Annotated in this window: 14 protein-coding genes; 9 read left to right on the top strand and 5 right to left on the bottom strand. The window is 40.1% G+C overall.

Features of this window, described 5'->3' with window-relative positions; genetic code table 11:
- Positions 1-3 precede the first annotated feature (3 nt).
- The 9 genes from ltnD (at position 4) to X781_RS00510 (ending at position 8,457) form a co-directional block, all read left to right on the top strand.
- Positions 4-909, top strand: a complete 906-nt coding sequence (gene ltnD / locus X781_RS00550) for an L-threonate dehydrogenase (protein ID WP_025235058.1) — start codon at positions 4-6, stop codon at positions 907-909.
- Positions 909-2,150 (top strand): 3-oxo-tetronate kinase, encoded by a 1,242-nt coding sequence (gene otnK, locus X781_RS00545; RefSeq protein WP_025235057.1) that lies wholly within the window; start codon positions 909-911, stop codon positions 2,148-2,150. Before ltnD ends, otnK begins: the two co-directional genes overlap by 1 nt.
- Positions 2,147-2,779: a 3-oxo-tetronate 4-phosphate decarboxylase gene (otnC, locus tag X781_RS00540; RefSeq protein WP_025235056.1), complete on the top strand. Its 633-nt coding sequence runs from the start codon at positions 2,147-2,149 to the stop codon at positions 2,777-2,779. Before otnK ends, otnC begins: the two co-directional genes overlap by 4 nt.
- A 1-nt stretch (position 2,780) precedes the next feature.
- Positions 2,781-3,557: a 2-oxo-tetronate isomerase gene (gene otnI, locus X781_RS00535; protein WP_025235055.1), complete on the top strand. Its 777-nt coding sequence runs from the start codon at positions 2,781-2,783 to the stop codon at positions 3,555-3,557.
- 12 nt (positions 3,558-3,569) lie between these two features.
- Entirely contained in the window at positions 3,570-4,517 is a 948-nt protein-coding gene (gene denD, locus X781_RS00530; protein ID WP_025235054.1) for a D-erythronate dehydrogenase, read from the top strand.
- Positions 4,518-4,531: 14 nt separating this feature from the next.
- Positions 4,532-6,004, top strand: a complete 1,473-nt coding sequence (locus X781_RS00525) for a GntT/GntP/DsdX family permease (protein ID WP_025235053.1) — start codon at positions 4,532-4,534, stop codon at positions 6,002-6,004.
- 291 nt (positions 6,005-6,295) lie between these two features.
- Positions 6,296-6,610 (top strand): hypothetical protein, encoded by a 315-nt coding sequence (locus tag X781_RS12455; protein WP_025235052.1) that lies wholly within the window; start codon positions 6,296-6,298, stop codon positions 6,608-6,610.
- A 267-nt stretch (positions 6,611-6,877) separates the two neighbouring features.
- Positions 6,878-7,609: an amino acid ABC transporter ATP-binding protein gene (locus tag X781_RS00515; RefSeq protein WP_025235051.1), complete on the top strand. Its 732-nt coding sequence runs from the start codon at positions 6,878-6,880 to the stop codon at positions 7,607-7,609.
- 20 nt (positions 7,610-7,629) lie between these two features.
- On the top strand, positions 7,630-8,457 hold the full coding sequence (locus X781_RS00510; protein ID WP_025235050.1) for a cysteine ABC transporter substrate-binding protein: 828 nt from the start codon (positions 7,630-7,632) through the stop codon (positions 8,455-8,457).
- 132 nt (positions 8,458-8,589) lie between these two features.
- On the opposite strand, the gene glmS is transcribed toward X781_RS00510, so the two are convergent.
- The 5 genes from glmS to X781_RS00485 all read right to left on the bottom strand — a co-directional run bounded on the left by glmS (position 8,590) and on the right by X781_RS00485 (position 13,002).
- Positions 8,590-10,425, bottom strand: coding sequence for a glutamine--fructose-6-phosphate transaminase (isomerizing) (glmS, locus tag X781_RS00505; protein ID WP_025235049.1), 1,836 nt, complete (start codon positions 10,423-10,425; stop codon positions 8,590-8,592).
- Between the two features lie 91 nt (positions 10,426-10,516).
- Complete coding sequence (locus X781_RS00500) at positions 10,517-11,278, bottom strand: DeoR/GlpR family DNA-binding transcription regulator (RefSeq protein ID WP_025235048.1); 762 nt, start codon at positions 11,276-11,278, stop codon at positions 10,517-10,519.
- A gap of 157 nt (positions 11,279-11,435) precedes the next feature.
- A complete protein-coding gene (locus tag X781_RS00495; protein WP_025235047.1) occupies positions 11,436-11,636 on the bottom strand; it encodes a glycine zipper 2TM domain-containing protein in 201 nt (66 codons plus the stop codon).
- A 96-nt stretch (positions 11,637-11,732) separates the two neighbouring features.
- A complete protein-coding gene (locus X781_RS00490) occupies positions 11,733-12,575 on the bottom strand; it encodes an ABC transporter six-transmembrane domain-containing protein (RefSeq protein WP_235068756.1) in 843 nt (280 codons plus the stop codon).
- Entirely contained in the window at positions 12,568-13,002 is a 435-nt protein-coding gene (locus X781_RS00485) for a MarR family transcriptional regulator (RefSeq protein ID WP_025235045.1), read from the bottom strand. Before X781_RS00485 ends, X781_RS00490 begins: the two co-directional genes overlap by 8 nt.
- Positions 13,003-13,129 lie beyond the last annotated feature (127 nt).

Below are 13,129 nucleotides of genomic sequence, written 5' to 3'. Positions count from 1 at the left end.
ACAATGAGTCAAAAATATAGCGTTGCCGTTGTCGGCTTAGGTGCAATGGGTATGGGGGCTGCAAAATCTTGTATCGCAGCTGGTTTAGATACCTACGGTGTAGATTTAAATCCAACTTACTTAGAAACCCTAAAAACAGCAGGGGCAAAGGGTGTTGGCAATAGTGCGGTTGAGTTTGCAGCTGATTTAGATGCAGTACTGTTATTAGTTGTGAATGCCAACCAAGTGAACGCTGTGCTATTCGGCGAGAACGGTTTAGCACAACATCTGAAAAAAGGTACAGCGGTGATGGTGTCTTCAACCATTTCTGCACAAGATGCGAAAGAGATTTCACAGAAATTAACAGATCTTGGCTTAATTATGTTAGATGCCCCTGTTTCAGGTGGTGCAGCTAAGGCAGCACAAGGTGAAATGACCGTAATGGCATCAGGCTCAAGTGAAGCGTTTGAGAAACTAAAACCTGTTTTAGATGCTGTTGCAGGAAAAGTTTATAACATCGGCGAAGAGATCGGCTTAAGTGCAACTGTGAAAATTATCCACCAACTCTTAGCGGGTGTGCATATTGCGGCGGGTGCAGAAGCGATGGCATTAGCCGCTCGTGCCGGCATTCCGTTAGATCTGATGTACGATGTGGTAACTAATGCAGCAGGTAACTCTTGGATGTTTGAAAACCGTATGAAACACGTTGTTGATGGCGACTACACCCCGCTTTCAATGGTAGATATTTTTGTAAAAGATTTAGGTTTAGTAAACGACACTGCAAAATCATTACGCTTCCCACTTCATTTAGCAAGCACAGCGTACTCAATGTTTACTGAAGCAAGCAATGCAGGTTACGGCAAAGAAGATGACAGTGCGGTCATCAAAATTTTCAGCGGTATTGAGCTACCAAAAAAGGGAGACAACTAATGTTAGGCATTATTGCAGATGATTTTACTGGTGCGAGCGATATTGCCAGCTTCTTAGTAGAAAATGGCTTACGCACCGTGCAGATGAACGGTGTACCAAAAACGGCATTAAACGGCGAAGTTGATGCGATTGTAATTAGCTTGAAATCCCGCTCAAACCCAGTTGATGAGGCTATTGCACAATCACTTTCTGCCCTTGAATGGCTAAAACAGAACGGCTGCACACAATTCTATTTTAAATACTGCTCAACGTTTGACAGTACCGAAAAAGGTAATATCGGCCCAGTTACCGATGCGTTAATGTCAGCATTAGAAACTGATTTCACCGTAGTAACGCCAGCCTTGCCTATCAATGGTCGTACGATCTTTAACGGCTACTTATTCGTTGGTGATGTGCTGTTAAGTGAATCAGGTATGCGTAACCACCCAATTACCCCCATGAAAGATGCCAACTTAGTGCGTTTAATGGACGCTCAATCTCAAGGTAAAACAGGGTTGGTTGCTTATGCTGATGTGATTCAAGGAGTGGAGCGTGTGAAAGTTCGCTTTGCCGAATTAAAAGCACAAGGCTACAAATATGCCGTTGTAGATGCAGCGGATAATTCGCAACTTGCGGTACTTGCCGAAGCCGTGGCGGATTTCAAATTAGTCACCGGTGGCTCAGGCTTAGGGGCTTATATGGCGGCTTACCGTTCAGGTGGTAAGAAAGGCACGAATGCATTTGTGCCAAGCAAAGGCAAAACCGTCGTACTTTCAGGCTCTTGCTCAGTAATGACGAACAGCCAAGTGAGTGCGTACAAGCAACAAGCTCCAAGCTATTTCTTAGAAGCAGAAAAAGCGATTAATAACCCGAACTATGTAGAAGAAATCTACCAATGGGTTGTTGAGAATTTAGATGGCGACTTGGCTCCTTTGGTTTATGCCACAGTACCGCCGGAAAAACTCAAAGAGATCCAAACCCAATTCGGCGGCGACAAAGCCAGCCACGCTATTGAAACAACATTCGCCAAGTTAGCGGAAAAACTGCACGCATTTGGTGTAACCAACTTTATTACCGCAGGTGGTGAAACCTCTAGCATTGTAGTTCAACAGCTTGGATTTAGTGGTTTCCACATCGGTAAGCAAATTGCACCGGGTGTGCCGTGGTTACAAGCGGTCGAAAAACCAATTTTTCTTGTATTGAAATCCGGAAACTTTGGAAAAGAAGATTTCTTCTCTTATGCACAAGGAATGTACCAATGACCGAACAAGAACAAAAAATTGAAATGGTAAACCTCGCTCGCTCTTTATTTGAGCGAGGCTATACTGTAGGCGGAGCGGGTAATCTTTCCGTTCGTTTAGATGAAAATCGTATTTTAGTTACACCAACAGGTTCATCACTCGGACGGCTACAGGCTGAGAGTCTTTCAGTTCTAGATATGGAAGGAAATGTACTTGAGGGCGATAAACCTTCTAAAGAATCGATTTTCCATTTGGCAATGTACCGGAAAAATCCAAATTGCAAAGCAATCGTGCATCTACATTCAACTTATTTAACTGCACTTTCTTGCTTAGAAAATCTGGACACAGATAGCGCAATGAAAGCCTTCACACCATACTATGTAATGCGTGTTGGGAAATTGCCCGTTATTCCTTACTACCGACCGGGCGATAGCAATATTGCAAGAGAATTAGGCGAAAGAGCCTTAGATGGTAAAGCCTTTTTACTGGCAAATCACGGTGTTGTAGTAACAGGTTCAGATTTAGTTGATGCAGTGGATAACACCGAAGAGTTGGAAGAAACCGCCAAACTTCATTTTATTCTACAGGGTCAGAAAGTCCGTTATCTCACTGATGACGAAGTGAATGACCTAAAAAACAGAGGAAAATAAAATGCCTAAATTTGCAGCAAATTTAACGATGATGTTTAACGAAGTGCCGTTTTTAGAGCGTTTCGAAGCGGCAGCAAAAGCAGGATTTAAGTATGTTGAATACCTTTGGCCTTATGACTACCCAGCTGAAGAACTCAAATCTAAGTTAGAGAAATACGGCTTAAAGCAAGTGCTATTCAATACTGCAGCAGGTGATATTTCTAAGGGTGAGTGGGGTGTTTCGGCAATCCCGGGGCGTGAAGCTGACAGCCATCGTGATATTGATTTGGCATTGGAATATGCTCTCGCATTAGGTTGTGAAAATGTGCACGTTATGGCTGCGGTTGTGTCGGAAGGCGAAGATCGTGAAGCCTATAAACAGACTTTTATCAAAAATGTGCAATATGCCGCAGACAAATTTAAACCGCACGGCATCAAGGTGTTACTGGAAGCACTCAGCCCTGAAGTAAAACCAAACTATCTGCTAAAAAGCCAGTTTGATACATTGGAAATTGTAAAAGCCGTTAATCGAGACAATGTATTTGTTCAGCTTGATTATTTCCACGCACAGAATGTGGACGGCAATCTTTCTCGTTTAACCGATAAATTAAACGGCAGATTTGCTCATATTCAGATTGCATCTGTGCCGGATAGACACGAGCCTGATGAAGGCGAAATTAACTACGAATACATTTTCAACAAACTCGATGAAATCGGTTATGACGGCTATGTGGGTTGTGAATATAAACCAAGAGCGGAAACAACCGCAGGATTAGGTTGGTTCGAGCAATATAAATAGAGGATAGATAAAATGAATATCGTCATTACAGGTGGAGCAGGCTTTTTAGGACAACGCCTTGCAAAAACCTTATTAACTCAGCATTCAGACAAAATTGAAGAATTAGTGTTAGTTGATGTGATTAAACCAACGGCACCAAATAATGACTCTCGTGTACGTTGTTTAGAAATGGATCTAAGAAATCCAGAAGGTTTAGATGCAATTATTACCGAAAAAACGACCGCTATTTTCCATTTAGCTGCAATCGTGAGTAGCCATGCAGAGCAAGACCCTGATTTAGGTTATGAAATTAATTTCTTAGCAACTCGTAATCTCCTTGAAATTTGTCGCAAAAATAACCCGAATATTCGCTTTATTTTCTCTAGCTCATTAGCGGTATTTGGCGGCGAGCTACCAGATGTAATTACTGATAGTACAGCAGTTACACCACAATCAACTTATGGCTCACAAAAAGCAATGTGTGAATTGCTCATCAATGACTACTCTCGCAAGGGTTTTGTTGATGGCATTGTGCTTCGCTTACCTACAATTTGTATCCGCCCGGGTAAACCCAATAAAGCAGCTTCTTCTTTTGTAAGCGGTATTATCCGTGAACCTTTACACGGGGAAGAGGCTACCTGCCCTGTATCAGGCTCATTACGTTTATGGCTTTCCAGCCCGAATACGGTAATTAATAACTTTATCCACGCATTAACTTTACCTAGTTTGCCACCACGCGACTGGCACGTGATTAATCTACCGGGTTTTACAGTAAGCGTAGAGCAAATGCTATCTGATTTAGTTTCAATAAAAGGAGAACAAATCTTAGACAAAGTCCAGTTCAAATTTGATGAAAATATTAACAATATTGTTGCCAGCTGGCCGGTTGAGATAGATAAGGCTACAGCTCTCAAACTTGGCTTTACGGCTGATAACAACTTCAAAGAAGTCATCCAACAATTTATTCAATATGATATGTAATTAGGAGCAATTCTATGTTTGGCTTACCCATTCCGATTATTGGACTATTAATTGCTGTATTTGTCTTAGTCTATTTAGTATTAAAAACACGTGTTCACGCATTTATTGCAATGTTAATTGCCTCCGCCCTTGCTGGTCTTATCGGTGGAATGTCCGTAAATGATACTTTAGGTGCTATCAGTAAAGGTTTTGGTGGCACATTAGGTGGTATCGGTATTGTTATCGGCTTGGGTGTAATGATGGGTAGTGTGCTTGAAGTTTCTGGGGCAGCAGAAAAAATGGCATACAGCTTTATCAAAATGTTAGGTAAGAAAAAAGAAGAATGGGCATTAGCTATCACAGGCTATGTAGTTAGTATTCCTATCTTCGTCGATTCTGCTTTCGTTATTCTTTACCCTGTAGCTAAAGCATTAGCAAAAAACGGTAAACGCTCACTCTTAACCTTAGGAGTTGCTCTTGCTGGTGGCTTAGTGGTAACACACCACACTGTACCGCCAACACCGGGTCCTTTAGGTGTAGCAGGCTTATTCAACGTTGATCTTGGCTTAATGCTCTTAGTAGGTATGGCGATGGCAGTATTACCAGTTGTAGGAATTATTCTATATGCTAAATGGTTAGATAAAAAATACCCAGAGTTCAACCAACAAGTTTTCACTCAAGAAGAGTTAAAACAAAAATTTGATGACTACATCGAAAGCCGTGAGAAGAAAAATTTACCGAGTTTAGGTTTATCTTTATTACCTATCGTGCTTCCTATTGCCCTAATTTTCATTAAAGCAATGTTTGATTTAGCAGCAAAAGGCAATACGGAATTAACTCAATCAGCTATCTATCAATTCTTCGCTTTCGTCGGTCATCCGATGATTGCACTTGCGTTAAGTGTATTAGTTGCTGTTTATACACTTCTTCCAAATACTGATAGAAATACAACTGCACTTCATCTTGAAGAAGGGGTTAAAACTGCAGGTATTATCTTATTAGTAACTGGTGCTGGCGGTGCGTTAGGTGCAGTATTGCGTGATAGCGGTGCAGGTAAACAATTAGCAGAACAAATTGCACAATTACCGATTTCGCCAATTTTAATTCCGTTTATTGTTTCAACAATGGTTCGCTTTATTCAGGGTTCTGGTACAGTTGCAATGATTACAGCAGCGTCTATTTCCGCTCCAATCTTAGCTCAAATTCCGGGCGTGAATATGTTATTAGCAGCACAAGCGGCAACAATGGGCTCACTCTTCTTCGGTTACTTTAACGACAGCTTATTCTGGGTGGTAAACCGAATGATGGGTATCAATGATGTGAAAAAACAGATGATTGTTTGGTCTGTACCAACCACTATTGCGTGGGGTATCGGCGGCATTAGCGTTATTCTAGCTAATCTTGTTTGGGGTAACGATGGTTCATTATTTGACCTTGCATTCCCTGTTGGTGTGATGGCAATTATCGCTCTCTACATCAAGGCTCAAAATAAAACCTTCAATAAGTAATCAATGATAAATAGACTATGAGAACACTCTCATAGTCTATTTTTATATACAAGGAAATATGATGAAAAAACCACTCTCTCTTCTTGCTGGTCTAGCATTCTCTACCTTCTTATACGCAACCGATGAAGTTAAACCTAACGGAGAAGTAAATATTAGATACCGCAGATAAAAATGCTGTGCCGTATAACTTAAAAGAAGCTAACAAAGAACCAATGAAATTCAAAATCAAAGAGGCAGACGGCAAAATTGCAGAAAGCGAGAAAGTACAAGCGGTCAGAATTCCTGAATTTTTTGCAAACCTCTGAGCCTGAAAACATCAAAACAACCTACCTGGACGACTTCGTAGCAAAACAGGTGTTCTTAGATAATCCAGAAAACAAGCTGAACTATCGCCTCTATTCGCCCTTGCAAAAAAATGATAAAAACTACCCGCTTGTTATTTTCCTACACGGTTCAGGACAGGTTGGTCCAGATAATCTTGCTCACCTTATTTTGAGCAAAGATGCAATTGCAACCTTACCTTATGAACCAAGTTTTGTTCTTGTTCCACAATATGAGCAAGTCTTTGACCCATTTGACAATACGGTAAAAGGGCATCATCAATAACAACCCTTATAATACTTGGGACGCTATCTATAATAGCCCTGAAGTGATTGAGTGGTTACTTCAACAAAAACGCCACTAAGTTGAGGTTATCATTCGTACGTAAAATGAAATTAATCTTAAGGGTTAGGTAACATTTCCGTTACCTAACCCATCTAAAATCCGCTCTATTCTTATAATCAAAAGTTATACAAAATAGCGTCTTATAATTTCCTTTCCTAAAAATTTTTTTGCAAAATGAACTCATCAAATAACTTAACCAACGCATATATGCCTTTACTCTCTATTCAAAATTTGCATAAAAAATATGGCGAGACTGTCGCAATTAATAATCTGAGTTTAGATTTGCATAAAGGCGAAGTTGTTGTGCTGCTTGGACCTTCCGGTTGTGGTAAGAGTACTTTGCTTCGTTGTATTAATGGATTGGAAGATAAACAAGGTGGCACAATTACGATGCAAGGTGTCGGTGAATTTGGCAAAGATTTGAGCTGGGAGCAATCTCGGCAAAAAGTGGGAATGGTATTCCAAAGCTATGAATTATTCTCCCATTTAAATGTTATTGAAAATATTTTACTTGGCCCATTAAAGGCTCAAAAACGCAGTCGGGAAGAAGTGGAAGCTCAGGCAGATTTACTCTTAAAACGAGTTGGTTTATTTGATAGAAAAACCGCTTTTCCACGAGAACTGTCTGGCGGGCAGAAACAACGGATCGCCATCGTTCGAGCGTTGTGTATGAACCCTGAAGTTATTTTGCTAGATGAAATTACGGCAGCACTTGACCCTGAAATGGTACGAGAAGTGTTAGATGTGGTATTGGAATTGGCAGATGAGGGAATGTCAATGCTCATTGTTACCCACGAGATGGGGTTTGCAGAGAAGGTAGCCGATCGTATTGTATTTATTGATAAAGGCGAAATCATCGAGCAATCTTCTCCACAAGAATTTTTTAAAGCACCGAAAACCGAGCGGGCAAAACAGTTCTTACACGGTTTAGATTATTAACTACTATTTGAGGAATTATTATGAAACGTTCAACACTCTTAAAAACCTTACTGGCAACAGCACTTGCAGCTTTTACATTAACTGCTTGTGATAACAATGGCTCTACTCAAGCGAAAGATAGCGTCGCTCAAATTAAAGAAAAAGGTATAATCCGCATTGGGGTATTTAGCGATAAACCACCATTTGGTTACATTGATGCTAATGGTAAAAGTCAAGGTTTTGATGTGGAAATTGCGAAAGAAATCGCTAATGATTTGCTAGGTAGCCCTGACAAAGTGGAATTCGTACTCACAGAAGCAGCAAACCGTGTGGAATACCTAAAATCAAATAAAGTAGATTTAGTCTTAGCCAACTTTACTAAAACACCTGAACGTGCGGAAGTGGTTGATTTTGCCGAGCCTTATATGAACGTAGCATTAGGTGTGGTTTCTCCAAAAAATGCCCCAATTACAGATGTTAAACAACTTGAGGGCAAAACCTTATTAGTGAATAAAGGCACAACAGCTGATGCTTATTTCAGCAAAAACCACCCTGAAATTCAGTTATTAAAATTCGACCATAACACCGAAACCTTTAATGCATTAAAAGACGGACGTGGCGTTGCTCTTGCACACGACAACGCATTAGTTTGGGCTTGGGCAAAAGAGAACGTAGACTTTGATGTTGCAATTGGCAATATCGGTCCATCTGAGCAAATTGCACCGGCGGTACAAAAGGGTAATAAAGCGTTACTTGATTTCGTGAACAAAGAAATTAGCGAACTTAAAGCGAATGGCAAATTAAAAGAAGCTTATAAGAAAACTTTAGTTCCTGTTTATGGCGAAAAAGAAGATCTTTTAGCAAAATAAGTAAGTGAACGGATTGCTTACCTTGCGATTGATTAGCATAGACTATTTGCAAAAAATTCTACTTTTTTGACCGCTTGCAAGCTTCAAGGAAGAAAAAAACCTTATTCAGTGATGAATAAGGTTTTTCTTTTGTTACTCTACCGTTACCGCTTTTGCAAGGTTACGAGGTTGATCCACGTCTGTGCCTTTAATTAATGCGATGTGGTATGAAAGTAGTTGTAACGGCACGGTGTAGAAAATTGGGGCAGTTACTTCATCTACTTTTGGTAGAACGATGGTTTTAAAGCCTTCTGCTTCTTCAAAGCCGGCATCGTGATCGGCAAATACATATAATTGACCGCCACGGGCACGTACTTCTTCGATATTTGATTTCACTTTTTCAAGTAAATCATTTTCCGGTGCAACCACCACAACCGGCATATCGCTGTCGATTAACGCTAACGGACCGTGTTTTAATTCACCGGCTGCGTAGGCTTCAGCGTGAATATATGAAATCTCTTTTAATTTCAAGGCTGATTCCATTGCGATTGGATAATATTCGCCACGTCCTAAGAATAACGTGTGGTGTTTGTCAGCAAAATCTTCCGATAATTTTTCGATTTGTTTATCGAACACTAACGCACTTTCAATTTGAGCTGGTAAGCGTTGTAAAGATTGCACGATGTGATGCTCTTTTTCTTCGCTCATATTCCCTTGTAAGCGACCGATTGCCACATTTAATAACAATAAGCAGGTTAATTGGGTGGTAAAGGCTTTAGTTGATGCTACGCCAATTTCCACACCGGCTTTGGTTAAGAATGCTAAATCAGATTCACGCACTAAAGATGAACTTGCCACGTTACACACCGTCATCGCCGCCATATAGCCAGACTCTTTCGCTAAACGTAATGCCGCTAAAGTATCTGCGGTTTCGCCTGATTGAGAAAGCGTGATTAATAAGCTGTTCGGGCGTGTTACAAATTTACGGTAGCGGAATTCTGAGGCGATTTCCACATCACAGCTTACGCCGGCTAAAGATTCAAACCAATAACGAGCCACCATACCGGCATTGTATGAAGTACCGCAAGCCACAATTTGCACGTGTTGCACTTTAGAGAGAATCTCAGTGGCATTTGGAGCAATCGCTGAAAGATCCACTTTACCGTCTTTAATACGACCATCTAAGGTGTTCATAATTGCCACCGGTTGTTCAAAAATCTCTTTTTGCATATAGTGGCGGTATTGACCTTTATCAGCAGCATCTGCTTCAAAGTTACCTTCGTGAATTTCACGTTCTACTTTGTTGCCTTGACGGTCGTAAATCTCAACAGAACGGCGGGTAATTTCTGCTACATCGCCTTCTTCCAAATAAGCAAAACGGCGGGTAACGCTTAATAATGCTAACGGATCTGAAGCTAAGAAGTTTTCACCTACACCATAACCGATTACAAGCGGGCTGCCTGAACGAGCTACAATTAAATGTTCCGGCTCTTCTTCGTTTAATACCACTGTGCCGTATGCACCACGAAGTTGTACTACGGTTTTTTGTACCGCTTCTAATAATGAAGAAGCTGAACGCAATTCCCACTCAACTAAGTGTGCGATAACTTCTGTATCGGTTTGCGATTGGAACACATAGCCACGCTCTTGTAACACAACTTTTAATTCTTCGTAGTTTTCGATAATACCGTTATGTACCACCGCAATTTTACCGCTACGGTGCGGGTGAGCGTTGGTTTCTGATGGCTCGCCGTGTGTTGCCCAACGAGTATGAGCGATACCTGTACCGCCTAATAATGGTTTTGCTTCTAATGCATCGTCTAAAGCTTTTACTTTACCGACACGGCGAACGATCTGCATTTTTTTCTCATCGGCATTTAATACCGCCACACCGGCTGAATCATAGCCACGATATTCTAAACGGTGTAAACCATCAACTAAGATTTCTGCGACATCACGCTGTGCTACTGCACCTACAATTCCACACATAAATTTGCTTTCCTATTAATAAATAACGATAAAATAATTTTGCTTGTGAGGGCGAATTGTACTTCGCCCCTACATATCTGTTTTAATATGCTTACTTCGCAATAAGCACTTCGACACCCATCTTTTCGATTTGTTCTTTCGTTTCGAAACTTAATTGGTTGTCGGTAATAATTTTGGTGATTTTCGACCATTCCAATTCAATATTAGGCATTTTTCGCCCGATTTTTTGTGATTCAATCAACACAATCACTTCTCGGCTCACATCTGCCATCACTTGACTTAACCCTACCAATTCATTGAAAGTAGTTGTTCCACGAGCGAGATCTAACCCATCAGCCCCAATGAAAAGTTGGTCAAAATCATACGAACGTAGTACTTGTTCAGCCACTTTTCCTTGAAAAGATTCTGAACGGCTATCCCAAGTACCACCTGTCATTAATACTGTTGGCTCGCATTCCAAAGAGGTTAATTCCGCTGCTAAATTCAGCGAGTTGGTCATCACCACTAAACCTGTTTGGTTTAACACTTTAACCAAAGCCCCCGTCGTGCTGCCGCTATCAATAATGATACGGTTATGATCTCGAATACAATCTCGAGCGGCTTGAGCAATCATTTTCTTTTGAATCGAAAGTTGCTCAATAAATTCTTCCTCCATCATTTCTGATGGGATTTTCACTGCTCCACCATATTTTCGCAATAAAAAACCACTTTCTTCTAAAGCGGTTAGGTCTTTGCGAATGGTAACTTCTGAAGTTTCAAACAGTGTAGCGAGTTCATCAACACTCACTTCTTGTTGCGATTGTACCATCTGTACAATTAAATGACGGCGTTGTTGCGTGTTACGTTTTGACATTACAATCTTCACTTAAGTTTCGTTTCAAAACTTTGTGCATTATAAAGAAAGAAAATAAAAAGAAAAGCAAGAAATCCATAATTTACAAAATCTATACAAAACAAAACCGCTTGTTCTTTGGCGATACAAGCGGTTCATTTCTGTCAATTTTTTGCAATTATTTGATTTGGCTACCAATTACACCACCAAGTGCCGCACCACCTAAGGTTGCACCCGTTGAATTACCGATCACATTGCCTGCAACACCACCAACAGCAGCACCAATCGCTGTATTACGTTGCGATTTTGTCATATTGTTACAGCCTGATACTGCAACCGCTAAAAGGGCTACTCCGACAACTTTTAACATAGATTTCATATTAATCCCTCATTATTAATCAATTTCAAATCGGTCAATCTCCTTGACCCAATTTATAAGATTTTATCTTTTGGAAAAGGTTCAATAAATTAATCGTTAAACCTCTACTCGATTACCTATATCTTTCAATTCTGAGAATTTTTCAACCAATCTTGGCATATCATCAAGGCTCATTGCAAAACTCCACATATAAGTAATGACGGCATAAATATGTCCAGCCTCTACCTTTTTATTTGCAAGAATAGCTAAGGTTACGCCAAATAAAATGCTCAACACAACGCCAATAACCAAAAAGCTCACTGCTTCACGATTAGAAATGGCAATCCGAATTTTCGATAACAAATCATAGTGTTTAACCAATTCAGCATTTCTAATACGTTCGATAGTATGTACTTCATTTTCAAGGCGATTATTCAGTTTAAAATAGAGCCGATCATTTTTACGTGTATAGCTCGGTAAAATCAGCAAAAATAGTATTAAAATCGTCAACGCAATCACACCTGACCAAAATTCAATAATCAGCAACATCACTACTGAGCCGACAATTGAAAATGAAGCTGTAATCAAAATCGGCAAATGCTCTTCAAAAAAGGCGACAAATTGACGAGCTAAGTTTGCGTGAGCCGTTGCCGAAGAAGTTGTACCTTTTTGCTTTTCATTAATAATTGCCTTGATGGGTAAATCGGCATAAATTCTAACAAACGCTCGAGTATCCACCGCTCGTCTTGCTGAACCAACCACCCAAATAATTAAAACCACTAAAGCATACACTAAGGCGTTGAAAACATTGCCCGCCAATACTGCATTTACCGCAAAGCTACCAACAAGTGGATAAAGCAAAATCAATACATTTTCTAATGCCACAAGCGAAAAGGTTGCCAATAATTTCGAACGGTGAATCTTAGCAATATTTTTTAACGTCTGAATTGTTCTAGCCACTATGTTTCTCCAGCTTTTGGCTTAAAGCAGTTTGCAATGCTTTAAACTCATCAAGTAAAAATTTTATTCTCTGTATGCCAAACGCATTAATAACTTGATTTTCTCTGCTCAGTAATTCTTCAATAATAGGTTGAGCAAATGCTCTGCCTTTATCCGTAAAATACAAGGTTTTTTCTCGTCTATCTTGCTCACTGATAACACTTTGCAAAATTTCCTCAATTTCCCACCGCCTGCATAGCGTATTAATCGTTTGTTTGGCAATTTGGCATTTTTCAGCAATGTGTTTTTGGGTACAAGCTCCTTCTACCCAAAGCGTATAGAGAATGGCTAATTCATTTTCATTAATTTGATGCTTTTTTGCGAACAAGCCGTAACTTATCAACATATTGGTACAAGTATCGCCGATTTGATCGAGATAATTTTGCAAACTTTTCTCCTAAAAATAATCCTAAAATTGACTAATTTTGTCATATTAGTCATTTTTAGGACTAATTTCAACTTTTATTAGAAGCTGATTTGCAAAATCCCAAGCAAATTCGACCACTTGTTTGGTT

It is taken from the genome of Mannheimia sp. USDA-ARS-USMARC-1261, from assembly GCF_000521605.1.
Classification (GTDB): domain Bacteria; phylum Pseudomonadota; class Gammaproteobacteria; order Enterobacterales; family Pasteurellaceae; genus Mannheimia; species Mannheimia indoligenes.
The sequence above is the reverse complement of the archived record's forward strand: the minus strand, read 5'-3'. Positions and strand labels throughout refer to the sequence as shown.